This is a genomic window from Cystobacter fuscus (genome assembly GCF_002305875.1).
Lineage (GTDB): Bacteria > Myxococcota > Myxococcia > Myxococcales > Myxococcaceae > Cystobacter > Cystobacter fuscus_A.
The window spans coordinates 5,195,026-5,220,534 of record NZ_CP022098.1; the positions used below are offsets into that span (position 1 = coordinate 5,195,026).

General features: G+C 62.4%; 15 protein-coding genes and 2 pseudogenes. 13 read left to right on the plus strand and 4 right to left on the minus strand.

The window, feature by feature from the left end; genetic code table 11:
- Nucleotides 1-1,536 precede the first annotated feature (1,536 nt).
- The 4 genes from CYFUS_RS21455 to CYFUS_RS21470 all read left to right on the plus strand — a co-directional run bounded on the left by CYFUS_RS21455 (nucleotide 1,537) and on the right by CYFUS_RS21470 (nucleotide 10,812).
- The gene (locus CYFUS_RS21455) at nucleotides 1,537-6,987 is read left to right on the plus strand and encodes an RHS repeat-associated core domain-containing protein (protein ID WP_232537694.1); all 5,451 of its coding nucleotides are present in this window, start codon (nucleotides 1,537-1,539) and stop codon (nucleotides 6,985-6,987) included.
- Between the two features lie 708 nt (nucleotides 6,988-7,695).
- The gene (locus CYFUS_RS21460) at nucleotides 7,696-8,943 is read left to right on the plus strand and encodes an IS701 family transposase (protein ID WP_420042700.1); all 1,248 of its coding nucleotides are present in this window, start codon (nucleotides 7,696-7,698) and stop codon (nucleotides 8,941-8,943) included.
- A 169-nt stretch (nucleotides 8,944-9,112) separates the two neighbouring features.
- Nucleotides 9,113-10,075: a hypothetical protein gene (locus CYFUS_RS21465; protein ID WP_095986915.1), complete on the plus strand. Its 963-nt coding sequence runs from the start codon at nucleotides 9,113-9,115 to the stop codon at nucleotides 10,073-10,075.
- Between the two features lie 425 nt (nucleotides 10,076-10,500).
- On the plus strand, nucleotides 10,501-10,812 hold the full coding sequence (locus tag CYFUS_RS21470) for a hypothetical protein (protein WP_095986916.1): 312 nt from the start codon (nucleotides 10,501-10,503) through the stop codon (nucleotides 10,810-10,812).
- 323 nt (nucleotides 10,813-11,135) lie between these two features.
- Here CYFUS_RS21470 and CYFUS_RS53990 read toward each other — a convergent pair whose 3' ends face one another.
- Together CYFUS_RS53990 and CYFUS_RS53995 are read right to left on the minus strand one after the other, a co-directional pair.
- Complete coding sequence (locus tag CYFUS_RS53990) at nucleotides 11,136-11,552, minus strand: transposase (protein ID WP_269770275.1); 417 nt, start codon at nucleotides 11,550-11,552, stop codon at nucleotides 11,136-11,138.
- 67 nt (nucleotides 11,553-11,619) lie between these two features.
- A pseudogene (locus CYFUS_RS53995) lies at nucleotides 11,620-11,883 on the minus strand (transposase); the annotation flags it as partial.
- Nucleotides 11,884-11,951: 68 nt separating this feature from the next.
- Between CYFUS_RS53995 and CYFUS_RS50760 the strand changes: the two are divergent.
- From CYFUS_RS50760 to CYFUS_RS21480, 4 genes are all read left to right on the plus strand, one after another.
- Nucleotides 11,952-12,362, plus strand: a complete 411-nt coding sequence (locus tag CYFUS_RS50760; protein WP_157758566.1) for a hypothetical protein — start codon at nucleotides 11,952-11,954, stop codon at nucleotides 12,360-12,362.
- Nucleotides 12,359-12,679, plus strand: coding sequence for a hypothetical protein (locus CYFUS_RS50765; RefSeq protein ID WP_157758567.1), 321 nt, complete (start codon nucleotides 12,359-12,361; stop codon nucleotides 12,677-12,679). The genes CYFUS_RS50760 and CYFUS_RS50765 overlap by 4 nt, the downstream gene beginning before the upstream one ends.
- A gap of 391 nt (nucleotides 12,680-13,070) precedes the next feature.
- Nucleotides 13,071-13,469 (plus strand): DUF4288 domain-containing protein, encoded by a 399-nt coding sequence (locus CYFUS_RS50770; protein ID WP_157758568.1) that lies wholly within the window; start codon nucleotides 13,071-13,073, stop codon nucleotides 13,467-13,469.
- A gap of 40 nt (nucleotides 13,470-13,509) precedes the next feature.
- Entirely contained in the window at nucleotides 13,510-13,920 is a 411-nt protein-coding gene (locus CYFUS_RS21480; protein ID WP_095986917.1) for a hypothetical protein, read from the plus strand.
- A gap of 224 nt (nucleotides 13,921-14,144) precedes the next feature.
- Here CYFUS_RS21480 and CYFUS_RS21485 read toward each other — a convergent pair whose 3' ends face one another.
- Nucleotides 14,145-14,549, minus strand: coding sequence for a hypothetical protein (locus CYFUS_RS21485; RefSeq protein WP_232537695.1), 405 nt, complete (start codon nucleotides 14,547-14,549; stop codon nucleotides 14,145-14,147).
- An 800-nt stretch (nucleotides 14,550-15,349) separates the two neighbouring features.
- On the opposite strand from CYFUS_RS21485, the gene CYFUS_RS21490 reads away from it, so the two are divergent.
- Entirely contained in the window at nucleotides 15,350-21,400 is a 6,051-nt protein-coding gene (locus tag CYFUS_RS21490) for an RHS repeat-associated core domain-containing protein (RefSeq protein WP_232537696.1), read from the plus strand.
- Nucleotides 21,397-21,717: a hypothetical protein gene (locus CYFUS_RS50775; protein WP_157758569.1), complete on the plus strand. Its 321-nt coding sequence runs from the start codon at nucleotides 21,397-21,399 to the stop codon at nucleotides 21,715-21,717. Before CYFUS_RS21490 ends, CYFUS_RS50775 begins: the two co-directional genes overlap by 4 nt.
- 4 nt (nucleotides 21,718-21,721) lie before the next feature.
- Here the strand turns inward: CYFUS_RS50775 and CYFUS_RS52815 are convergent.
- Nucleotides 21,722-21,916, minus strand: a pseudogene (locus CYFUS_RS52815) (IS5/IS1182 family transposase); the annotation flags it as partial.
- Between the two features lie 462 nt (nucleotides 21,917-22,378).
- Between CYFUS_RS52815 and CYFUS_RS21500 the strand changes: the two are divergent.
- The 3 genes from CYFUS_RS21500 (at nucleotide 22,379) to CYFUS_RS21510 (ending at nucleotide 25,400) form a co-directional block, all read left to right on the plus strand.
- A complete protein-coding gene (locus tag CYFUS_RS21500; RefSeq protein WP_095986919.1) occupies nucleotides 22,379-22,972 on the plus strand; it encodes a hypothetical protein in 594 nt (197 codons plus the stop codon).
- A 570-nt stretch (nucleotides 22,973-23,542) separates the two neighbouring features.
- The gene (locus tag CYFUS_RS50780) at nucleotides 23,543-25,003 is read left to right on the plus strand and encodes an RHS repeat-associated core domain-containing protein (RefSeq protein WP_232537697.1); all 1,461 of its coding nucleotides are present in this window, start codon (nucleotides 23,543-23,545) and stop codon (nucleotides 25,001-25,003) included.
- Entirely contained in the window at nucleotides 24,993-25,400 is a 408-nt protein-coding gene (locus tag CYFUS_RS21510; protein ID WP_095986920.1) for a hypothetical protein, read from the plus strand. The genes CYFUS_RS50780 and CYFUS_RS21510 overlap by 11 nt, the downstream gene beginning before the upstream one ends.
- Nucleotides 25,401-25,509 lie beyond the last annotated feature (109 nt).

The following is a 25,509-nucleotide window of genomic DNA, read 5'->3' on the forward strand; positions in this document are numbered from 1 at the left end:
GGCGGTGCGGACGCAACAGCTCATGAATCGCCGACTCTCGATTGCACTCGCCGTGGTCCTGCTCCTGGTGATTCACCTGATTGGGTGCCACGATCCAAGGTGCAACGTGGCCGCGTGCCTACCCGGAGAAGACGGAGCGGCGCTCCTTGAGTAGGGCCAGCAACATGCCCTGGATGGACTCGCTTCACCCCGAGGCCATTGGCCAGGGCGGTGGAGTAGGACTGCCACGCGTGGCCGTCGATGGTGACCGCGCTCCCGTTGAAGTTGACGCCGCGGACGAAGGTGTTTCCGCCTCCCCCGGCGCCGAGAACCTCGATGCCGGAGAGGTTGGGCTGGAGGTGTCGCCTCCTGCGGGTGGTACGTCATGAGGACCTGGGCGTAGTCCTCGGCGCCGGACACGCCGAGGGCGATGCCCTTGGCGAGCGCGCGCCACACGGCGGCCATGTCAACTGGGTGGGACTGGTGGTGGAAACAGCGCATCCGCTCGACAACGACAGTTCCTCCAGCCAGACACTGGGTGAGAAGGAACCGCGCCCTGGGTACAATCGAGATTTCTCGCGAAGGGTGTGAACCGGTTCACAGCACTTGCGTGGCGGGTGGGGTAGAGGACAGTGGCCGGAGATTGCGAAAAGTGCTGGTCGTTCAATGGACCAGGACTTCTCTTCTAGAAAGAATCATGAAGTGGATTGCTGTCGCGTTGGGGCTCGCCGCTGGGGTCTGGGTGGGCTGCGGAAAAACAGAGAGCGAGTCCCGGGCCGAAGTGGAGCCGCAAGTGCTGACGGAGCCTCGTCCGCTGCGGGCCGAGAAGGCAACGAAGCAACTGGGGGATGATTGCAGGGAGAACGGAGCCAGCGCATGCCTGTCGGGCATCTGCCTTCACGTGAAGCCCGGCCGTCACGAGGGCTATGTGTGCAGCCAGTCCTGCCAGGCGCAGTCGGACTGCCCCTCGGACTGGCGCTGCTCTCAATTCTACCCGACCTCCAAGAGGCGGTTGTGCGTTCCACCCGCCACGAGGGCTGATACCTCGGTTCCTTGAGTCCCCATTTCCGGGCCATTCGTTGAGCCGGCGCGGGCGTGTCCTCGAGCCGGATTGGTCTTCCATTGTCTGAGTGTCTGTTCATGACGAATAAAAATTCTCCTTGTTCCACCAGGCTCCTCTTGTCGTCTGGAGCGTCCCGGTCGTCTGCTGCTTGTCTGGCCGCGCTGTTCTGTCTGTTGGCCATGACGCCCGCTCGTGCCGATTTTGGCTATAAAGAACTGGTTTCCAGTCCCGATGGAACCAGTCAGGCCATCGTTTCCTGGACCTGCGAGTGCCCCGGCGAATCCGTGGGGGGGGCTCAGTGTGCTGCTTATGCCTCTGATGGCGCGGGCAACGTGCCTGCCCACGAGCGCAGAGACCATCTGTTCCTTGAGGGCGGGGGCTTCAGTGCCTGCCCTAAAGGGCCTCAGTGGGAATGCAACAGCGACCTGGACTGCGCGAAACCAGGCGCTTTTGGCCAGGGGCAGTGTGTCCTCAATCCGGAGGCTCAACTGACGGTGACGGCGACTGGGAATGAGTTTTTCGACCCCGTCGTGGTGTGCGCGTACCCGGTGTCGGAACCCGAGGTGTGTGATGGCAAGGACAATGATCTCGATGGGCAGACGGATGAAGACGGGTTCGGTGGAACGGTCTGCCTGCAGGATGGTGGAACCTCGACGGGTCCGGACGCGGGGGGCGACGGTGGTTTGTCCTGTGGGTCGGAAATCTGCGCGGACGGCCAGGACAACGATTGCGATGGCGCGGTGGACGAGGACTGTGTGCCCGGGGAAATCGATGGTGGCGGCCCCGTGGGAAGCAATCAATGCCTCTACAGATACGATCCCGTCAATCTCGCCTCGGGCTCCAGCTTCGAGCAGGTGGAGGACCTGAGTGTCGGGGATGGCCTCACCACCTTGACCTTCGAGCGGACGTTCAGCTCGCGGGGCGATGAGTGGATATACGACGCGCCCCTGGTGGGGGTGCCCAAGCCCTTTGGCGGAAGCCCCAACAATCCCGAGTCCGTGGAATGGTGGCACAACTGGCTGAGCGTCGTGGTGGAACACCAGTACCACTGGAGTGTCCGTACGCCGGATGGAGGCTTGTTGCGTTTCCTCCCGTGCTCGGGCTCGACTTGCGAGGCCGCACCCGCGGAAGGAAACCAGTCCCGTCCAGAGCGCTTGAAGCGGACGCCCACGGGTTATGAGCTGCGCCAGTCGGATGGCTCGCTGCTGGTGTATGAGTCCCTCTTCCTGGCACCGCAAGAGGGGAGGCGCCGCTATTTCTTGTCCCGGGTGGTCTCCGGGGCGGGAATCAACCTGGCGCAGTTGAACTATGCCCAGCCCAACCTGACCGGCTGTGCGCAGGGCGCGACGGGAAGCAGTCCGGGCGTCCCCTATCTCTCCAGTGTGCAGAGTCCCGCGGGAGCGAGCCTGAGCTTCGAGTACCGTGAGCTCGCACGTTCCACGGGGGGCGTGGACTGTGTCCTCGGTCGGGTGCGCTCCCTGCCATACCAGGATAGACCGAAGGATTTCGTGGAGTACACCTACACCACACAAGGGGGAGTCGAGCGGCCAGGGCGTATCGGAAAGGCGGAACAACGCTCGCGCCTGGAGCGCTACCTCTACACGGCGGGAGAGTTTCAGCGCTCGGAGGCGGGAGTGCTGCTGGTGCGGCATACGTACGGGGCGGATGGGCGTGTGGCCTCGGCGACAGGAGGAGGCCATGGCGCCGCGCTTTCCTGGGAACCCACGGCGGGGGCCTGCCAACCGGGTTCCAATTGCTGCGGCCGGACGCCCCAGGTGCGCCAGGCGGTGGATTCCTACGCGGGACGGGGTGACGGCAATGAGGGGGCCGCCGGCGTGTTGAGCACCTATGCGACGCTCTCCAACTATGGCCAGGAGAATGCGCCGCGCATGTACCAGACCCAGGATGAGTGCGCGGTGAGTGGTGCCTGCAGCCCGGGCTCGGTCCGCTCGGAGTGGACCTGCTCGTCGCCCGGAAATCCCGGCAAGGAAATCGCGCGCAAGGACAAGCGGGGCAACTGGCGGGTGTTTGGCTATTCCCTGTCCCCCGAAGCCTCGCCCCGATTGGAGCTCGCCAGCGTCAAGCGGGGCGCCTCGGACATGCTCGGGACGGGGGCCCTGGAGGAAACACAGTACACCTATACCTACGCCAACGGCCAGCAACTGCCGCAGGTGGAGGAGCAGGCCAGTGTCCTGGGAGGGGCCACGGACCGCAAGCGCACGCTTCACGTCTATGCTCCCGGAACGAATCGCACCAAGGCCCTCATCCGCTCCGGATGGACGCGGATCCGCGGGAGCAACGGCGCCTGGACGACCGAACGCCGTTTCTTGGGCACCTTCTACCTCACCACCTTCAATGGAAACCAGGAGGACCCATTGGGCCGGGTGAGGGAGATTCATGGACCCTGCTGGGTGAGCAGCGAGTCCGCCACGGATTGTCCCGCGACCTCCCCCTATCCTGTGACGCACTACGTGTATTTCGAGCCGAACACCACTCGCGCGCTTGCCAACCGGTTGTCCCAGGAAATCGTCTACCCCGCCGGAGGCCCGGTGAGTGCGAATTCGGTCAGCTCGGTGACCGGTCACGACTACTCTTTCAGTTTCGATTCAAGCCGCATCGAGACCATCATCAACGGCAACAGTGGGTGGACCACCCTGAACCATTACAATGAAGACCGGCTCGTGAGGAAGGAGGAGGGCGTCTATAATTCGGCTCCATCGAGAATCACCACCTACGGCTATCAGAGCGACAAGTACTTGACCTACATCAACCATCCCGAGGGAGACTTCGATGTCTTCTGCTACCGTACCGGCGCCTCGCCGGACGGGCGCTGCACCAGTGGCGCGATGTCGGACAAAGTCCAGTGGGTGGCGCGTGCCAGCGGAGCGGATGGGATGGGCTGGACGGAGAAGACCGTCTACGCCTACTGGCCGGATGGAACGCTGAAGGAGGAGCGTTTCCTGAGCCAGACGGGGAGTGGGGTCCAGACGAGGCGGGTGATGAAGTACGCGGCGGATGCGCACAAGCGTCCGACGTGGAACAAGTGGGGAGAAGGCGCGGGGAACTTCAGCGCGGCGAAGTCCTTCGATGGCGCGGACAACCTCACGGGAGTGGGGCATGCCTTCAACAATCCGCCCGCGTGGTGTGGCGGGGTGAAGACGGGAGTGGGGCCGCTGGAGAACGGTACGCCGCTGTCGCAGCTGTGTTCCTCGCTGGCCTATGACCGGGCCAACCGCCTGGTGCAGGTGGATGAGTACCCGGCGGACGGCGTCTCCCAGCGCACGCTCTTCTCCTATGACGTGCAGGGCAATGTTGCCGGCGTGAAGGTGGGCTGTCAGTTGGCGGATACGTTCGCCACCTGTGCCCAGCCCGCGTCCATGTACGCGTATGACGATTTCGGCCAGGTGGTGGAAGCATCCCTGCCGCACGCGGATGGCCCGGTGCGCTACGCCTATGATGCCCAGGGCAACCAGGTGGTGAAGGAGACGGCGGCCATGCGCCAGGCCGGCGAGTATGTATTCTCCACCTACGACATGCTCTCGCGCCTGCTCTCCGCCCAGCGGGTGCATGCCACGGGAAGTGAGCTGCTCTATCGTCTGGGCTACGATGAGCAGAGAGCGCCTCCCTCGAGCTGCCCGGCCATGGAATACACGAAGGGCCGGCTGCGCTACCGCGAGGACTCTTTCGGCACCACCTGGTTCTCGTATGACTTGTGGGGCAACGTGGTGGGAGAGATTCGCGTGAGGGCGGGGGCCACGTCGTGTGGCGCCGTGGCCAACGCGAACCCGCACACCCGCTACACCTATACGCTCAACGGCAACCTCCAGTCGGTGACGTACCCGAACGGGCGGACGGTGACGTATGTGTATGGGACGGGAGGTAGCGCCAACCGGGTGAGCGCGGTGGATGTGACGCTGTACGACGGCACGGCGTGGACCACGCGGCGGCTGCTGAGCAACGTTTCCTGGGAGCCCTCTGGCGGGCTGCGGGGCTACACGCTGAACCAGCCCGGAGCGAGCGGCTCCATGACGGTGGAGTACGGCCTGGGAGATGACGGCTCGGTGCCGCCCGCGGGTTGCTCCACCAGCTTCCCCTCCGCGGCGGGCTCGGACCTGACGGGACGGCTGCGCAGCCTGCGAGTGTCCTCGGGCGGCGTGGCGATGGGGGCGGGGACGGGAGATATCTACCAGCGGACGTACACGTGGAAGGCGGACCAGGTGGTGCGCACGGACACGTGCCTGCTGGGGCAGAATGCGACGCCGATGCAGGAGACGTACGCCTACGACAGGACGCTGCGTCTGACGGGAGCGGGCCGGACGGCGGGCAACTTCAGTGCGACGGGTGGGGCATTCGGCTCGCGAGCCTACACGTATGACGGACGCGGCAACCGCACGGCCATGACGAACGAGGGCGCCACCTTCTTCCTGAACTACGCGACGGACAGCGGGCACAAGGATCGGCTGGTGGGGTGGGGCTCGAGCGCGGCCAACAGCCAGTTGGGGTACACGCTGGCGTACGACGTGGAGGGACGAGTCACGCGCAAGGCGGACCTGGGCGAGAACACCACCCTGGCGTTTGAGTACGGGCAGTCGGTGGGAGTGGCCACGGAGAGCGTCTTCCGGGCGGTGGAGGTGAATGGGGCCTTCTACAACTACTACTACGACGGGCTGGGACGCCGGAGGCAGAAGAGTTACCCGGGAGGAACGAGCGACGAGTTTTTCTACATGGGAGCCAACCAGTTGCTGGTGGACCGGGGAAGCAGCGATGTGGTGACGCCGGTGGCGCACTACACGCAGGACGACTACGTGTGGCTGGACGGGCGGCCAGTGGTGCTGGTGCGCGGCAAGCTGAGCAACGCGTGGACGCGGCTGGCGGACACGTCGGCGGACTGCGCTCGCAACGGGGAAGCGGCGGCGTGTGGGGTGTACTTCCCGGTGACGGACCACCTGGGCAAGCCGGTGCTGATGTTGGATGGCGGCGGCCACGTGGCGGGAGCGGTGGACTACGAGCCGTTTGGCCACATCAACCGGGTGGGACTGGTGGCGGAGACGGCGCATCCGCTCGACAACAACAGTGCCGTCAGTCAGACGCTGGGGACCATGGCACAGCCCACGGGGGCTTCGCCGCTGGCGAACCACGCGACGTTCGTGAGGATGCGGGCTATGTTCCACAGGGTGGACCTGACGGCGGGCCAAGTGGAGGTGGTGGATGCGGACCTGGGGACGGTGTTGGCGTCCGTGTCGGGAACGGGCCGGGGGCGGACCTGGTCGGACTGGGTCACTCCCTCCACGGGGCGCGCGAGCGTGAGGCTGGCCTGGCCCGGTGGGCTGGCGAACACGACGTCTCAGGGCGTGGTGCTGGAAGGCTACGAGTACCAGCGCTACCAGACGGGGGCCCATCCCTTCTGGATGCCGCTGCGCTTCCCCGGCCAGTACCACGACGCGGAGACGGACCTCTTCGAGAACTGGAACCGCTACTACGATCCCAGCATCGGCAGGTACCTGCAGCCGGAGCCGTTGGCGCTGAACCCCGAGTACGTCAAGACGCAGGCTCTCGCGGGTTATTCAGCGCCCACCTACACCTACGCCCTGAACAATCCAGTCAGATTCACGGACCCTGATGGACGCGCAGTACCTATCATCATCAGTGGCATCGCCCTGGAAGAACTCATCATCGGTGGTGGCGCCACCATTGGCACCGGTATTTTGCTCGACTACTGCATCAGATCGGGCATCTGTAGGCCCAAGGATCCGCCGAAGGATCAGTGTGAGGACTCGCCACGATCGCCTCCCCGGCAAACAGCCGATGAGCGCTGCAAACAGGTGGCTGAGGAGTGCACACTGGAATGTATTGACATGCTACCAACGCCCGATCATGGTTTCTCCTACTGGAAGTGCAGAAATGCCTGTTTGGAGCGGAATGGTTGCACACCTGGTATGTATTGAAGGGACCGCGGAAGATGAAGATGACAGAATCAACGGCAAAATCGGTTTCTGAACTCATGTTGTCCATTGGAGCACAACTAAACGAGTCTGTTCGGCTGGTCCAGACAACCGAGTCAGATGAAGTGTTTCGGAATTACCGGCTTCAGGTTGCAAGACTCATGGGGCTTATGATGGATGGTGTGATGAGTCCACTCTACAAAGAGCATCCCCATCTGAAGCCGCCCGAATTGTAATGACAGTTGCCATCCTCCAAGCTCGTTTTTAAAGTGAATTGAATCCTCTACTTTAATACTGCGATGCATGGGGATGCGCAGCCATGAAGCCAAGCGGCAAGCTTCGCAAGCATGGAGTAGTCGAGGCTTGCCGCTACATTTCAATGCCTGATGTCTCTTCCCTGAGCTATCCCCTCATATTTACTACAGTCGGACTTTCGAAGTAGATAGAGAAGCCCCTGGCCGCTGTCGGTCGAGGCATCACCTCCTAACGTCTTGCGCGAAGCCATCGCTCGTCGGCCCACTACCTCCTTCGATGCTCTCCACTCCAATCCTGAGATAACGCAGTTTGAGGCGAGCGCAACTGCGGAGGTGGGGTCGCGGGTACAACTTGTCTGGTGGGCAGCCAGAAGAGGAAGCAAACAAAAGGGACCGTGACTCTGGAGGTGGAGCGGTTACAACCCATGGGAGAAGTCACCATCACCCGGGGGCCGCCATGTCGAGCAGCGCAGTCGTTTCTGACCACCAAGAGGTGGTTCTCGTGAGCAAATGGACTCAGGCCTGGCGCAAGGTCCAGGGATGGGTCCAACGGCACTTCGCGCGGCCGGAGACACGCGCCTCGGTCGAGTCGTTCCTTCAGGGCTTGCTGGCACGAGTGGAGCGCAAGAATTCCTGGGGCTTGAGCGAGGAGATGGGCCAGGCGACGCCCTATGCTTTTCAACATCTGCTCAATGGAGCGCAGTGGGACGAGGAGGCGCTGCGCGATGACGTGTTGACGTATGCCCGAGAGCAGTTGGGAGAAGGGGGAATACTGGCTGTCGATGAGACAGGCTTCCTGAAGAAGGGAGACAAGTCCGCGGGAGTAGCCCGGCAGTACACCGGCACAGCGGGACGCATTGAGAATTGCCAGGTCGGCGTCTTTCTGGCCTACGTCACCCCCAAGGGGCATACGCTGGTGGACCGAGAATTGTACTTGCCCGAGCATTGGTTGGAGGACGCGGAGAGATGTCGCCAGGCAGGAATTCCAGAGGACAAGCGCTTCGCGACCAAGCCCGAGTTGGCAAGAGCCATGGTGAAGCGAGCGTTGAGCGCGGGGCTTCGTCCGGCCTGGATAGTGGGAGACGAAGTGTATGGACGGGATGGAGAGTTGCGACGGTTTCTGGAGAGCCACGCGCAACGGTATGTGCTGGCGGTGGCGTCCAACACCTACGCATGGCGCGGAATAGAGCAAGTCACAGCGGGCAGGGTATTGAAAGAGGTGGAGAAACAAGAATGGACGAGGCTGTCGGCGGGAGCGGGAGCCAAAGGACCGCGGTGGTACAACTGGGCGCGAGTGCGGGTCAACGCGCATGCAGGGACCCAGGCGCGATGGTTTCTCTTCCGCAAAAACTTGTCGGATGAAAAGGACGTGGCGTTCTATCTGGTCCATGCACCAGACACCACGACATTGGCCGCCATGGTGGAAGCGGCCGGCAACCGATGGCCCGTGGAGGAATGTTTTGAGTCGGCCAAGGGAGAGGTGGGGTTGGACGAGTATGAAGTGAGGCGCTGGAGAGGGTGGTATCGGCACATGACGTTGTGCTTGGTAGCCCATGCGTTCTTGGCCGCTGCGAGGGTGGAGGCCAACAAACCCGAGGAAAAACCCATCCCAAAACGCCTGGGCCCGCCGCACCGAAGAAGCCGCATGGAAGCGTTTCGACGGCGGCAGGGCCTGTGCTCATCCGCTTCAGTATTCAAGAAGTGAGGCACCTGCTGTGCAAGCTCGCGAAGTGGGTGGTAAAGCCCGCGTTGAATTTCATTCTCCAGTGGAGTCGATGGCGGCGCCGTCATCAGGCGCTCGCCAAGCTCTATCATTACCGCCACAGGGCGCCTGGAATGCAGGTCCAACTGTAGTATATTGTTGGGCCGAGAAATTGACGAACGAGGGCGCCACCTTCTTCCTGAACTACGCGACGGACAGCGGGCACAAGGATCGGCTGGTGGGGTGGGGCTCGAGCGCGGCCAACAGCCAGTTGGGGTACACGCTGGCGTACGACGTGGAGGGACGAGTCACGCGCAAGGCGGACCTGGGCGAGAACACCACCCTGGCGTTTGAGTACGGGCAGTCGGTGGGAGTGGCCACGGAGAGCGTCTTCCGGGCGGTGGAGGTGAATGGGGCCTTCTACAACTACTATTACGACGGGCTGGGACGCCGGAGGCAGAAGAGTTACCCGGGAGGGACGAGCGACGAGTTCTTCTACACGGGGGCCAACCAGTTGTTGGTGGACAGGGGAAGCAGCGACGTGGTGACGCCGGTGGCGCACTACACGCAGGATGACTACGTGTGGCTGGGCGGGCGGCCGGTGGTGTTGGTGCGGGGCAAGTTGAGCAACACGTGGGCGCGGTTGGCGGACACGTCGACGGACTGCGCGCGCAACGGGGAAGTGGCGGCGTGTGGGGTGTACTTCCCAGTGACGGACTACTTGGGCAAGCCGGTGCTGATGTTGGATGGTAACGGGAAGGTGGCGGGCGCGGTGGATTACGAGCCCTTCGGCCATGTCAACCGCGTGGCCCTGGTGGCGGAGACCGCGCACCCGCTCAATAACAACAGCGCCGCCAGCCAGACGCTGGGCACCATGACTCAACCCACGGGGACATCGCCGCTGGCGAACCACGCGACGTCCGTGAGGATGCGGGCCTTGTTCCACAAGGTGGACCTGACGGCGGGCCATGTGGAGGTGGTGGATGCGGACCTGGGCACGGTGTTGGCGTCCGTGTCGGGGACGGGCCGAGGGCGGACCTGGTCGGGCTGGGTGACTCCCTCCACGGGGCGCGCGAGCGTGAGGCTGGCCTGGCCCGGTGGGCTGGCGAACACGACGTCCCAGGGGGTGCTATGAGTACCAGCGTCACCAGACAAGAGCCCAACCCTTCTGGATGCCCCTACGCTTCCCCGGCCAGTACCACGACGCCGAGACCGACCTCTTCGAGAACTGGAACCGCTACTACGACCCGACTATGGCCTTCCGAGCTTGGAGATAGTGCATGCGGCCCCAATGGTGAACGATGCCGCCCGCCTCCTGACAAGAAGAAATGTGATGACGGCAATGGCGATGATCCCTGCGACACCGTTCTGTCGAAGTGGCAGTTGAAACAGGCTGGGATCTATGGAAAAGAATACGATGTGAAGCGCGAATGGCTTGGCAAGAAAGCGCCTATATCAAGATATGACCTTTGCGGATGTCGAGATGGTCAGGTTGTTATCAAGGCGCATGGTTGCAAAGGTCCCATTGTGGCGACTACCGAATATACCTGGAGATAACACATGCCCAAGCTTGTTGTTCACGTCTTTGCAACGGACATGATGACTCATTCCGATCTGGAGCTGGCGCGATTGGAGTCAGATCGATACGACCCAGACCATCTTGAGGACTTGGTGCAAAAGTGTCTGACCAATGCGCTATCCTCGGATGAAGAGAAGAGGCGGGAGTCGGGCATGCTGGCAATGTGGCAGGTTTTCGTGGATCTCTTTGTCGATGAGCATGAGTCTGTGCGTCCGTCTCTGCATTTGAGCGGAAAAACAGTTCAATTGTTGGCTGAGGCTAAGGCCGAGTTCGACTTTGATCCATACGTGTGAGTTCGAAACGCGCTGAGCCGGACGCATAACGAATGGGGAGATGTGATGCAGAGGGGCCAAGGAGGGCTGCTGATGGGGGGCCCTCCGGGTCGTGCGCTAAGCTGATGGCTACTACGTACGACCCGAGCATCGGCAGGCACCTGCAGCCCGAGCCCTTGTTGGTTGATTCGGAATCCTTGCTCTTCTATGAGGATTCCAGTGGATTGGCGGCGTCTGCGCGCGGCGCGTGGCGAATGGACACACGGCAGCGAACTGCGGGCATGACAGTGGCCTGCACCGGCCGGCGTTGAGGCCCGTCGAGGTTGTCAGAGAGCTGCGAGGCGTCAGGAGGGAGTTGGGACCTGGCGGAGCTGTTGGGCGATGCACGCGATGAGGTCCTTCACCGGCGCAGCCGCGCTGAGCGAGAGCACGACGCAGCGGACGCTGACGCGGACGATGGCGGCAACCTTGAGCAGCTTCAACCGGATGGTGCTCGCCTGCGCCCACTCCATCTCGGTGCCGCGTAGGCCGAAGTGGCGCAGCAGGTTCAGCAGGACGTACGCGGCGGAGGCAAACCAGAGGCGCAACTGGTTTGCGCGCAGGGAGTGGGCGCTGGTCCTGTCGGCGAAGAGGTCCAACTGCTGCTCCTTGATGCGGTTCTCCATGTCGCCGCGGGCGCAGTAGAGCTGTTCGTACAGATCCCGGGCCTCGTGCTCCTGGGCGTTGGCGACAACGCGGCGCTCGCGCGTCCAAGACTCCAGCGTGCGGTAGCGAAGTTCCCGGTGCGCCTTCGCGCTCTTGGCGGAAGACGGCGCGCACCAGCTTCAGGTCCCCGCTTATCATGGCTTCCAGCAGGGCGTTTCGAGCCAGACCGAACACGAAGTCGATGCCGTTGTACTCGCACCAGGTCATGAGTTCATCCCGGGCGAAGCCGGAATCCGCACGCAGCAGGATGCGCGTCTTCGGCCAGCGCGCGCGGATGCGCGAGACGATGCGTTGCACTTCCTCCAGCGAGCCCGCGACGGCGTCGAGGTCTGCGGTGCGCAGCCTGGCGCACAGCAGGAAGTAGCCTGCGAAGATGTAGAGCGGCAGGTATCGGAAATGTCATCAATGATATCGTTGTTGGAGACTGGACGGCACTCGGCTTCGATGTGGCTGCGATGGCTGTACCCTACGTCCCTGCGGGTGCCTCGAAAGTTGCCGGCTTCTGCGGTAAGGCTGCGAAGGGCGGAGGCGAAAAGCTCGTTGACATCTACCGCGCCATTGGTCCAGATGAGCTTGAGGACATCCTCGCCACCGGAGCGTTCAGAAACTTGCCTGGGCTGGAAAGCAAATACTTCACGACGAGCGGCGAAGTGGCGGCAAGCTACGCTCGGCAAGCTGTTCAGGCTTTTGGCGACGCCCCGTATACCATCGTGCGGACGCAGGTTCCTGAGAGCGTTCTGCACACACCGGGGATCAGTGCAACGGTGGACCGTGGTATCCCAGCCTATGTTCTCCCGACAGAGACGTTGCCAGGCCTTCAACCTCAGATCCTCAACTACTCACCCATACCATGGAGGCTGCCATGAAACGGTTCATCGCCAACATCCGTCTTAATAGGACTGAGGAGGGAGGAAGAAGTCAGCCCATTCCTCCGAGAACCTTCGGGTGCCCAGTCTTTTTTGAAAACGTCCCGGAGCTTCAATCCCACGGTTATGATTGTCGGATGCTTCTTGCGGAATACGGAGAGCCCGTTCCTCCAGGTGGGGCCGTCGATGAAGTCGCTCTGCTATTTCTTTCAGCAGACGAACTCCTCCCTCACATGAGACCAGGTGTCAGGTTCTTGCTGTGGGAAGGCAAGGCCATCGGCTCTGGAGTTATGATCAGAGTTGAGGATGCACCTTGAGCAGCTATGGACTGCAACCGAAATTGTTGGCCATAGCCAGGAGCGGTGTCTCTCCACCCACTCATGTATTTTGGGACTGGTCCAGGACCAGGCGAATGGGTGGGCGTAGAGACGAATGTTCTCATGACTCCTCTGGATGCACTTGTCATGCCGGCTGACCTTGCGGACGGGACGTGTGGCCCTAATCGGGATCGATGGAGAAACTACACCACGTCAGAGATGAAAAAGAAGATTCAGGGGACGGGTAGAGATCCATGTGAGCATCTGCTTGGGCTCCTTCGGGAGGAGAAAGCAAGCCTAGGAAAAGTATGGATGAGGAAAGAGTCCGGGCGATTCAGTAAGCGCAAAAGTTCACGGATTGTCGTAACGCCAATGAGAGGGAGTAGCACAATTGAGAGGCAAAGCGAAAACGTGGTATGCTGCCAGTGTTGTTTTGTTTTTTCGACTCAAGAGCGGCCGTCAAAGGAAATTCACCGTCTGGGAGAATGTCTATTTGATTGCTGCGCGGACTCCAGCAGAGGCGCTGGCTCGTGCTGAGGAGCGCGGACGGCAGGCGACCGACCCACAAGACGAAATCACATGGAATGGAAAGCCCGCTGAGATTGTTTTTGGTGGAATCAGGAAGCTGATTACGTGTGCGGCGGACCCAATCCTTTCCAATCAGGCATTGGTCACAAGGCTTCACGACGGAGTCGAGGCCACTTATTCTTCGTTCACGGTCAATAGCAAGGCTGAATTGGATGCCTTGATTCGAGGGGAATCTGTTGCCGTTCTTTATGACGAAGGCTAAAAGCATCTGGTTACCTCAATTTTGGGTTCTGGAGACAAACATGCCTTTGCCGCACGTGTTGGAGATGGTGAGAAGGTGCCCCGGCATGTATTTGCGGTGCGTACAGTTTGATGTCGCCGTTGCATTCGTGGATGGTTTCGATGTCGCAACGAATGGTGGCCTTCTCGTCGGATTCAGGGAGTGGCTGGTGTTGAGGCTGAACGACGGGAACAACCTGGCGTGGTCCCAGATCCTCTTGAGGATTGACCAGTCAGAGCGGGCTGGCGATCCTTCTGCTGCAACGGAGGAGGCGCGGGTCGCCTTCCTGTTTTCGACTCTCGACGAGTTCCTCTCAGAACGCGAGCGACCAACCGGGATGCGCTCTATTTTCGTTCGGTACGAGGACTGGCTGCGGGCCCAAGACTGGTACGATCCCGGTTCACCTGATTGGGTGCCACGTTCCAAGGACTGAGTAGAGTCGGTTGTTGGTGTAGGCAAGGAGCCGGAACTCCGCTCCTGCCCCTCTCTCCCGGCGCTCCACGTACCGTCCTGCCTCGCGTTGGGGCTGTGCGGGCGGAGAGCGCGTAGGGCGGTCTCATCGGACTGGTGTGGTGGGGAGCCGCTCTGGTTTCCTCGGAGTGGTCGCCGCGAGTTGGCTTTCGTCTGGGTCAATCACCGTGCAACGTGGCAGCGTGCCTACCCCGAGAAGACGGAGCGGCGCTCCTTGAGGAGGGCGTGCAACATGCCCTGGATGGACTCGCGGGTGCGCTCGGTGAGCCGCTGCACCTGGGACAGGTCCTCGGCGGCCTCGGGGGGCAGGTCGCCCATGCCGATGGGCTCGCCAAAGCGCAGCGTCCAGCGCGCCGGCAGGGGCGGCAGCGTCACCGGCACATAGTCCAGGCCCAGGAAGCCCGCGGGCAGCTTGCCCAGCAGCGGCACCGTCTCCTCGGCCCCCACGATGGCCACCGGGACGATGGGCGCACCCGTGCGCAGCGCCAGCTTCACGAAGCCTCCCCGGCCGAAGCGCTTGAGCTGGTAGCGCTGGGCGAAGGGCTTGCCCATGCCCTGGCTGCCCTCGGGGAAGACGATGACCGGGCGCAACTCGTCCCAACAGCCGCAGCGCGTTCTCCGGGCAGGCGCGCACCGCCCCCAGCCGGTTCATCAGCGTCCCCATCATCGGCGCGCTCGTGGACGTCATGGCCAGAGTCTCTGTGCCGAGACTACCGTCCTGCTCCACGCTCACCCGCCGGGTCGGGAACGCGATGGGGTGTGGTGGCGGAACAGTCGGGGACAGAGGGGGCGAGCAGGTTGGCATGAGACGTGCTTGTCTGTGGATCTCGAGTGACTTGGGGTGGTTGCCGCAACGGTGGATGGACCTCGAAGGTCGCTTGGTTCCCGAGCCGAGGTTTGGCGTGAAGGACCGTGCCTGTTCTGAAGGTGGAAGAGAGTTTTGCCCATGAGATGGATTGTTGTCGCGTTGGGATTTACCACTGTGTTTGGGGGCGGCTGTGGGAGAACAGAGAGCGAGCCCCAGTTCGTCGTGCACCAGGAACCGCTGGCGGAGCCTCGTGTGCTACGGGCAGAGAAGGCCACGAAGCAGATAGGCGAGGACTGCGGGGAGAATGGGTCCAGCGCATGTCTGTCTGGCATCTGTCTCCACGTGAAGCCCGGCCGCCGCGAGGGATACGTGTGCAGCCAGCCCTGCCAGGGGCACGGAGATTGTCCCGGGGGCTGGCGCTGCTCTCAGCTCTACCCATCTCCCAAGGGGAGATCGTGCGTTCCACCCTCAAACGAGGGTTGATGCTGCCTCTGCGCCGTGAGCTCCTCTTTCGGTGAGAGTTGTTGAGTAGGAGCGCGCTACGTTCTCAAGCCAGATTTGGCTTTCTTCTGGATATTTGTTCATGAAAAATAGAGATTTTCCTTGGTTCAATGGGCTCCTTGCGTCGTCTGGAGCGTCCTGGCCGTCTGCTGCTTGTCTGGTCATGCTGTTTTGTTTGTTGGTCATGACTTCCGCTCACGCCCATGATTTTGGCTACCACGAACTGCGCTCCAATCCCGATGGAATCGGTGCTTCCATCATCACCTGGGACTGCAGTTGCCCCGGCGGAACCGTGGGGAGTCAGCGGTGTACTCGTTATGCCACCGATGGTGCGGGCAACGTGTCTCCCGACGCTCGAAGAGATTATCTGTTCCTTGGGACCCTGGGCCTCAATGCCTGTGCGAAGGGGCCTCAGTGGGAATGCAACAGCGACTTGGATTGCGTGAAGCCAGGCGCTTTTGGTCAGGGTCAGTGTGTCGTCAATCCTGCTGCTCAACTGACGGAGACCGCGAGTGGAAATGAATTCTTCGATCCCATCGTGATGTGCAGTTACCCGGTGCCGGAATCCGAGGTGTGTGATGGCAAGGACAATGATCTCGATGGGCAGACGGATGAAGACGGGTTCGGTGGGACGGTCTGCCTGCAGGACGGTGGGACCGCGACCATCCCTGACGCGGGCGGTGACGGTGGTTTGTTCTGTGGAGCGGAAATCTGCGCGGATGGTCAGGACAACGATTGTGATGGTGCGGTGGACGAGGACTGCATGCCCGGAGAACTCGATGGGGGCGGGCCGGTGGGAAGCAATCGATGCCTCTACAGATACGATCCCGTCAATCTCGCCTCGGGCTCCAGCTTCGAGCAGGTGGAGGATCTGCGTATAGAGGATGGCTTCACCACCTTGACCTTCGATCGGACGTTCAGTTCCCGGGGCGATGAGTGGATATACGATGCCCCCCTGGTGGGAGTGCCCAAGCCCTTTGGCGGAAGCCCCAACAATCCCGAGTCCGTGGAATGGTGGCACAACTGGCTGAGCGTCGTGGTGGAACACCAGTACCACTGGAGTGTCCGTACGCCGGATGGAGGCTTGTTGCGTTTCCTCCCGTGCTCGGGCTCGACTTGCGAGGCCGCGCCCGCGGAAGGAAACCAGTCCCGTCCAGAGCGCTTGAAGCGGACCCCCACGGGCTATGAGCTGCGCCAGTCGGATGGAACGCTGCTGGTCTATGAAGCCCTCTTCCTGGCACCGCGAGAGGGGAGGCGCCGCTATTTCTTGTCCCGGGTGGTCTCCGGGGCGGGAGTCGATCTGGCGCAGCTGAACTATGCCCAGCCCAACCTGAATGATTGCGCGCAGGGCGCGCCGGGAAGCAGTCCAGGAGTACCCTATCTCTCCAGCGTGCAGAGTCCCGCGGGAGCGAGCCTGAGCTTCGAGTACCGTGCGCTTGCGCGTTCCACGGGGGGCGTGGACTGTGTCATCGATCGGGTGCGCACTCTTGCCTACCAGGATAAACCGAAGGATTCGGTGGTGTACGCCTACACCACACACGGGGGAATCGAGCGACCAGGGCGTATCGCACAGGCGGAAAAACGCGCGCGCCTGGAGCGCTATCTCTACGCGGCGGGAGAGTTTCAGCGCTCGGAGGCGGGAGTGCTGCTGGTGCGGCATACGTACGGGTCGGATGGGCGTGTGGACTCGGCGACAGGAGGAGGCCATGGCGCCTCGCTTTCCTGGGAGCCCACGGCGGGGGCCTGCCAACCGGGTTCCAATTGCTGTGGCCGGATGCCCCAGGTGCGCCAGGCGGTGGATTCCTACGCGGGACGGGGTGACGGCAATGAGGGGGCCGCCGGCGTGTTGAGCACCTATGCGACGCTCTCCAACTATGGCCAGGAGAATGCGCCGCGCATGTACCAGACGCAGGATGAGTGCGCGGTGAGTGGAGCTTGCAGCCCGGGCTCGGTCCGCTCGGAGTGGACCTGCTCGTCGCCCGGAAATCCCGGCAAGGAAATCGCGCGCAAGGACAAGCGGGACAACTGGCAGGTATTTGGCTATTCCTTGTCACCCGAAGCCTCTCCACGATTGGAGCTCGCCAGTGTCAAGCGGGGTGCCTCGGATATGCTCGGGACGGGGGCCCTGGAGGAAACACGGTACACCTATATCTACGCCAACGGCCAGCAACTGCCGCAAGTGGAGGAGGAGGCCAGTGTCCTGGGAGGGGCCGCGGATCTCAAGCGCACGCTTCACGTCTATGCCCCCGGAACGGACCGCGAGAAGGCCCTCATTCGCTCTGGTTGGACGCGGGTCCGCGGCAGCAACGGCACCTGGACGACCGAACGCCGTTTCGTGGGCACCTTCTTTTTCACTACCATCAATGGAACCGAGGAGGATCCATTTGGCCGGGTGAGGGAGGTTCATGGTCCATGCTGGGTGAGCAGTGAGTCCGCCACGGATTGTCCCACGACGGTGCCCCATCCCGTGACGCACTACGTGTATTTCGAGCCGAACGCCACTAGCGCGCATGCCAACCGGTTGTCCCAGGAGATTGTCTACCCCGCCGGAGGCCCGGTGGGTCCGAATTCGGTCAGTCTGATGACCGGGCACCTTTACGATTTCAATTCCAACTGGAGCCGAATCGAGACCGTCATCGACGCCAATGGACGGACCACCACGAACTATTACGATGAAGACCGGCTCGTGAGGACGGAGGATGGCGCCTATCAGGCGTATCGGTCGAAACTCATCACCTACGGCTATCAGAGCGACAAGTACTTGAGCTACATCAGCCATCCCGAGGGAGACTTCGATGTCTTCTGCTACCGCACCGGTACCTCGCCGGACGGGCGCTGCACCAGTGGTGCGATGTCGGACAAACTCCAGTGGGTGGCACGAGCCCGTGGGGCGGATGGGACGGGTTGGACGGAGAAGACCGTCTACGCCTACTGGCCCGATGGAACGCTGAAAGAGGAGCGATTCCTGAGCCAGACGGGGAGCGGGACGCAGACGAGGCGGGTGATGAAGTACGCGGCGGATGCGCACAAGCGGCCGACGTGGAGCAAGTGGGGAGAAGGTGCGGGGAGCTTCAGCGCGGCGAAGTCCTTCGATGGCGCGGACAACCTGACGGGAGTGGGGCACGCCTTCAACAATCCGCCCGCGTGGTGTGGCGGGGTGAAGACGGGGATGGGGTCGCTGGAGAACGGTACGCCGTTGTCTCAGCTGTGCTCCTCGCTGGCCTATGACCGGGCCAACAGGCTGGTACAGGTGGACGAGTTCCCGGAGGACGGCGTCTCCCAGCGCACGCTCTTCACCTATGACGTGCAGGGCAACGTGTCCGGAGTGAAGGTGGGTTGCCAGTCCACGGACACGTTCGCGACCTGCGCTCAGCCCGTGTCCACGTACACGCATGACGATTTCGGCCAGGTGGTGGAGGTGTCCCTGCCGCACGCCGATGGGCCGGTGCGCTACGCTTATGATGCCCAGGGTAACCAGGTGGTGAAGGAGACGGCCGCGATGCGTCAGGCCGGCGAGTATGTATTTTCCACCTACGACATGCTCTCGCGCCTGGTTTCCGTCCAGCGAGTGCATGCCACGGGAAGCGAGCTTCTCTATCGTCTGGGTTACGATGCCCAGGGAACGCCTCCCTCGAGTTGTCCGGCGGTGGAATACACCAAGGGCCGGCTTCGCCACCGCGAGGACTCTTTCGGCACCACCTGGTTCTCGTATGACTTGTGGGGCAACCTGCTGGGGGAGATTCGCGTGAGGGCGGGGGCCACGACGTGTGGCACCGAAGTCAATGCGAACCCGCACACTCGCTACACCTACACGCTCAACGGCAACCTCCAGTCGGTGACGTACCCGAACGGGCGGACGGTGACGTATGTGTACGGGACGGGAGGCAACACCAACCGGGTGAGCGCGGTGGACGTGACGCTGTACGACGGGACGGCGTGGATCACACGGCGGCTGTTGAGCAACGTCACGTGGGAGCCGTATGGAGGGCTGCGGGGCTACACGTTGAACCCGCCCGGAGCGAATGGCTCCATGACGGTGGAGTACGGACTGGGGGATGACGGCTCGGTGCCGCCCGCGGGCTGCTCCACCAGTTTCCCCTCCGCGGCGGGCTCGGACCTGACGGGGCGGCTGCGCAGCCTGCGCGTGTCCTCGGGCAGCGTGGCGATGGGGGCGGGGACGGGAGATATCTACCAGCGGACGTACACGTGGAAGGCGGACCAGGTGGTGCGTACGGACACGTGCCTGCTGGGGCAGAATGCGACGCCGATGCAGGAGACGTACGCCTACGACAGGACGCTGCGTCTGACGGGAGCGGGCCGGACGGCGGGTAACTTCAGCGCGACGGGTGGGGCGTTTGGCTCGCGAGCCTATACGTATGACGGACGGGGCAACCGCACGGCCATGACGAGCGACGGAGCCACCTTCTCGCTGAACTACGCGACAGGCAGCGGGCACAAGGACCGGCTGGTAGGGTGGGGTTCGAGCGCGGCCAACAGCCAGCTGGGGTACAGGCTGGAGTACGACGCGGAAGGACGAGTCACGCGCAAGGCGGACATGAGAGAGAACACCACCCTGGCGTTTGAGTACGGGCAGTCGGTGGGGGTGGCCACGGAGAGCGTCTTCCGGGCGGTGGAGGTGAATGGGGCCTTCTACAACTACTACTACGACGGGCTGGGACGCCGGAGGCAGAAGAGTTACCCGGGAGGGACGAGCGACGAGTTCTTCTACACGGGGGCCAACCAGTTGCTGGTGGACCGGGGAAGCAGCGACGTGGTGACGCCTGTGGCGCACTACACGCAGGACGACTACGTGTGGTTGGGCGGGCGGCCGGTGGCGCTGGTGCGCGGCAAGCTGAGCAACGCGTGGACGCGGCTGGCGGACACGTCGGCGGACTGCACTCGCAACGGGGAGGCCGCGGCCTGCGGAGTCTACTTCCCGGTGACGGACCAGTTGGGCAAGCCGGTGCTGATGTTGGATGGCAGCGGCCATGTGGCGGGAGCGGTGGATTACGAGCCGTTTGGCCACGTCAACCGGGTGGGACTGGTGGCGGAGACGGTGCATCCGCTCGACAACGACAGTGCCTCCAGCCAGACGCTGGGCATCATGGCGCAGCCCACGGGGACGTCGCCGCTGGCGAACCACGCGACATCCGTGAGGATGCGGGCTATGTTCCACCAAGTGGACCTGACGGCGGGACAGGTGGACGTGGTGGATGCGGACCTGGGGACGGTATTGGCCTCCGTGTCGGGAGCGGGCCGAGGGCGGACCTGGTCGAACTGGGTGACCCCTTCCACGGGACGCGCGAGCGTGAGGCTGGTTTGGTCCGGTGGGCCGACGAACACGACGTCCCAGGGCGTGGTGCTGGAAGGCTACGAGTATCAGCGCTACCAGACCGGGGCCCAACCCTTCTGGACGCCGCTGCGTTTCCCCGGCCAGTACCACGACGCCGAGACCGACCTCTTCGAGAACTGGAACCGCTACTACGACCCGAGCATTGGTCGGTACTTGCAATCGGAGCCGGTGCTGCAAATGCCTACGATAGTTCATGGCTTTGCTCGGCAGGGCCAAGTTCTGACGCCATACGCATACGCACTGAACAACCCTCTCCATTTCGTCGACCCCAATGGCCTTATTCCAATCGACACCGTTTGGGACGTCGGAAACGTCATCTATGATATCGTTGTTGGAGACTGGACGGCACTCGGCTTCGATGTGGCCGCGATGGCTGTGCCCTACGTCCCTGCGGGTGCCTCGAAAGTTGCTGGCCTCTGCGGTAAGGCCGCAAAGGGCGGAGGCGAAAAACTCGTTGACATCTACCGCGCTGTTGGTCCAGATGAGCTTGAAGATATCCTAGCCACCGGAGCGTTCAGGAACTTGCCTGGGCTGGAAGGCAAATACTTCACGACGAGCGGCGAAGCGGCGGCAAGCTACGCTCGTCAAGCCGTTCAGGCCTTTGGCGACGCCCCGTACACCATCGTGCGGACACAGGTACCTGAGAGCGTTCTGCGCACACCGGGGATCAGTGCAACGGTAGACCGTGGTATCCCTGCCTATGTTCTCCCGACCGAGGCGTTGCCAGGCCTTCAACCTCAGATCCTCAATTACTCACCCATACCGTGGAGACTGCCATGAAGCGGTTCATTACCAACATCCGTCTCAAGCGGACTGAGGAGGGAGGAAGAAGTCAGCCCATTCCTCCGAGAACCTTCGGGTGCCCAGTTTTCTTTGAGAACGTCCCAGAGCTTCAATCCCACGGTTATGATTGTCGGATGCTGCTTGCGGAATACGGAGAGCCCGTTCCTCCAGGTGGGGCCGTCGATGAAGTCGCTCTGCTATTTCTTTCAGCAGATGAACTCCTCCCCTTCGTGAGGCCAGGTGTCAGGTTCTCTATGTGGGAAGGCAAGACTATCGGCTCCGGAGTCGTGGTCAGAGTTGAGGATGCACCTTGAGTAGCTAACTCAACTGACTGAAGAGGATGAGGCGGCAGGCGAGCTGGAGGCGGGCGAAGTGGACGTTGTCACGCACTTCGTAGCGGATGGTGAGCCGACGGTAGCGTGGCAGCCACGCCAGAGTTCGCTCCGCCACCCAACGGTGGCGGTCCAAACCCTTCGAGGCGTCGATGCCACGGCGAGCAATGCGCGGCTGGAGGCGCACTCCAGTAGCCCTCCGGATAGGATAGAATATGAGTGGGTTTTCCGTCTTGAATACCTTGCTTCTGATCTGGGATGGACGAGATCGCCCTTTTTTCTTGCCATTCATCGGACGGCCTGATGTCAAGATTTTGTATGGTTTTGTCTTGGGTTTGGAGTCGGCCGCCTTGCGTATGGGGCAACTCGATGAAGAATATGTACGATTCCGAGAGTGGCTGCGAGACGTAAAGCATGAGTTTCCGCCTGATGGATGGCACGAACTGTATCTGAGGGAGTCTCAAGGCGACCACTTGGTTGCATGCCTCAGATATCTTGGTCGAGTGGTAGAGTTCCTCGGAAAAAGCTGAACACTTTGTTCTACCCATGGAGGAACAACGTATAAGGTTGCCTCCATGGGTGTTTTCAAGGTTCTCCTCCGCGGCCGAGCTCGGACCTGACGGGGCGGCTGCGCAGCCTGCGCGTGTCCTCGGGCACGGTGGCGATGGGGGCGGGGACGGGAGACATCTACCAGCGGACGTACACGTGGAAGGCGGACCAGGTGGTGCGCACGGACACGTGCCTGCTGGGGCAGAATGCGACGCCGATGCAGGAGACGTACGCCTACGACAGGACGCTGCGCCTGACGGGAGCGGGCCGGACGGCGGGCAACTTCAGCGCGACGGGTGGGGCGTTTGGCTCGCGAGCCTATACGTATGACGGACGGGGCAACCGCACGGCCATGACGAGCGACGGAGCCACCTTCTCGCTGAACTACGCGACAGACAGCGGGCACAAGGACCGGCTGGTGGGGTGGGGCTCGAGCGAGGCCAACAGCCAGTTGGGGTACACGCTGGAGTACGACGCGGAGGGACGCGTCACGCGCAAGGCGGACCTTGGAGAGAACACCACCCTGGCGTTTGAGTACGGGCAGTCGGTGGGAGTGGCCACGGAGAGCGTCTTCCGGGCGGTGGCCTCCTTTTCTCCGCGCCCAGTCCGGGCCCTCGGAGCGGCATCTCCTGCCTCGTGGGCCCCGCCCTCCTGGGACTTGCGCACTACCTCACCCGTCATGCCTTGACCCGAACCTCCTGGGTGATGGGCCGCCCTACGCCCCTACGGCTCCTCCCCTCATCCAGTCGGTCCGATTCCGGGCCGATTTCCCTCATCTAAGCTGCGCGGTAACACAGTTCGGTGACAGGTAGGCCGGTCACCGACAACTCAAAGGATACATGCTCGACATGCGCTATCACCTCCGTCTGCCTGGGAAGAGAATCTCTTGGTTGCCAATGATTCTTGGCATGGGGGTCGCCGCATGCGCGGGAGCACAGAAGCCCCTGTCTCTCCCCAAGTACCTACAGGGAGAGTGCTCATATACGCTCAGTCATGATGAATCCTCATGCACCCTGCGCAGTGGGTGGGAGAATGTTTCGGCCGAGGAGCCTGCGACGGAATCCAGTGGTCAGCTTGTCCGCAACGGCCAGCAGCTCTTGGATTTGAAGTGTGGCGCTGAAGCGGACGCCTGTGGTATCCGTGTTCGTTGCGTCTGCATGACTTCGTCTCCAAGTCCCTAGCGTTCCCTGGCGCGCTCACCTCGCGTGAGAAGTGAACACCGAGGTGGGCTCTGGCCACGGAGAGCGTCTTCCGGGCGGTGGAGGTGAATGGGGCCTTCTACAACTACTACTACGGCGGGCTGGGACGCTGGAGGCAGAAGAGCTACCCGGGAGGGACGAGCGACGAGTTCTTTTACATGGGGGCCAACCAGTTGCTGGTGGACCGGGAAAGCAGCGACGTGGTGGCGCCCGTGGCGCACTACACGCAGGACGACTACGTGTGGCTGGAGGGGCGGCCGGTGGTGCTGGTGCGGGGCAAGCTGAGCAATACGTGGGCGCGGTTGGCGGACACGTCAGCGGACTGCTCGCGTAACGGGGAGGCAGCGGCGTGTGGGGTGTACTTCCCGGTGACGGACCACCTGGGCAAGCCGGTGCTGATGTTGGATGACAGTGGGCGGGTGTCGGGAGCGGTAGATTACGAACCGTTCGGCCATGTCAACCGGGTGGGCTTGGTGGCGGAGACCGCGCATCCGCTCAACAACAACAGTGCCTCCAGCCAGACGCTGGGAGCCATGGAACAGCCCACGGGGACATCGCCGCTGGCCAACAACGCGACTTCCGTGAAGATGCGGGCCCTGTTCCACAAGGTGGACCTGACGGCGGGCCAGGTGGAGGTGGTGGATGCGAATCTGGGCACGGTGCTGGCGTCCGTGTCGGGAACGGGTCGGGGGCGGACCTGGTCGGACTGGGTGACGCCCTCCACGGGGCGCGCGAACGTGAGGCTGGCCTGGCCCGGTGGGCCGGCGAACACGACGTCCCAGGGAGTGGTGTTGGAGGGCTATGAATACCAGCGCTACCAGACGGGGGCCCAACCCTTCTGGATGCCGCTGCGCTTCCCCGGCCAGTACTACGACGCGGAGACGGACCTCTTCGAGAATTGGAACCGCTACTACGACCCGAGTATTGGCAGGTACTTGCAGCCTGAGCCGATATTGCAGCGGCCGGAAATGCTCAAATGGTACGTCCAGGGAGCGCGAAACCTCCCCCTATACGGGTACGCTGGAAACAACCCAGTCAACCTCGTGGACCCGACTGGGAAGAATCCCATTGCGTTGTTACTCTGCGCCTTTGGCGGGTGTGAGGCTGTAGGCGCTGCGGCGGGTTCCGCACTGCTGTGGACTGGCGCGACCATAGGAGCAGCCTGGGCCGGAGCTGAGTTGGGTGCTTGGTTCAACGAGAAGAAGGACGACGACTCTTGCCCCGCTGATGGACAGGATGACTCCAAGTCTCTTGAAGACATTATGGCAAGCGCAACTCCCGGGCGCGAGACCAAGGGCCGGGCAGACCAATGGATACTTCCTGGCAATGCGGACAACGCAAATGCTGACTTTGATGCCCTGCGGCCAACTGGGGTGCGTGACATCCCCGATAAAAGAGGTAGGGTCGGATGGCTTCCCGATGGAAGAACGGTGGTCGTCAGGCCGGAAAGCTCGGATGGTAGACCCACCCTGGAAATTCAAGATGGAAAGAAGAGGATAAAAATTCGATATGGCCCATGACCTCATGACGGAGACGTATGAGCCCATCGACGTGGGCACCTCGGGGTTCAAGCATCTTGAATGCATGAGCCTGACCGACACGCGCCTGGGCTTGAAAATTGTCCTCGCCGATGTCGCCAGCGAGCGCGCTGTCGAGCTGACCTTCGAGGGGTTCGTGGGGTACCGGAACATCAACGAGAGCTTCCGCCTCCGAACCTGGCACGAGCGCAGGCCCTATTCCACGGAGGGGGTTTTCCTGGTGGCTCATTCTCGTTGGCTGGAGTGGCTTCGAGAGGAGTCGGGAGGCGTTCTGGACCACGTCAACCTCCGTCATTACGCCCTCTACACAGGCGAGGACTGTATTGATGTGGCGACAGAATTTCCTCCCACCTTCACCAGTGCTCGTTTGGACTCCTAGAGCACTGATGTACCGAGGGGGCTCATGAATCGTCGGCTCTCTTTTGCACTGGCCGTGGTCCTGCTCCTGCTGCTCGTGCTCGCGGTCCCGTACTGCGGGCACTGGTGGC

Excerpts from the sequence above, each read along its gene's own strand:
- CYFUS_RS21460 (WP_420042700.1), top strand. The coding sequence starts at position 7,696 with ATGTCGAGCAGCGCAGTCGTTTCTGACCACCAAGAGGTGGTTCTCGTG.
- CYFUS_RS50760 (WP_157758566.1), top strand. The coding sequence starts at position 11,952 with ATGGCTGTACCCTACGTCCCTGCGGGTGCCTCGAAAGTTGCCGGCTTC.
- CYFUS_RS50765 (WP_157758567.1), top strand. The coding sequence starts at position 12,359 with ATGAAACGGTTCATCGCCAACATCCGTCTTAATAGGACTGAGGAGGGA.
- CYFUS_RS50775 (WP_157758569.1), top strand. The coding sequence starts at position 21,397 with ATGAAGCGGTTCATTACCAACATCCGTCTCAAGCGGACTGAGGAGGGA.
- CYFUS_RS21470 (WP_095986916.1), top strand. The coding sequence starts at position 10,501 with ATGCCCAAGCTTGTTGTTCACGTCTTTGCAACGGACATGATGACTCAT.
- CYFUS_RS21480 (WP_095986917.1), top strand. The coding sequence starts at position 13,510 with ATGCCTTTGCCGCACGTGTTGGAGATGGTGAGAAGGTGCCCCGGCATG.
- CYFUS_RS21490 (WP_232537696.1), top strand. The coding sequence starts at position 15,350 with ATGAAAAATAGAGATTTTCCTTGGTTCAATGGGCTCCTTGCGTCGTCT.
- CYFUS_RS21510 (WP_095986920.1), top strand. The coding sequence starts at position 24,993 with ATGGCCCATGACCTCATGACGGAGACGTATGAGCCCATCGACGTGGGC.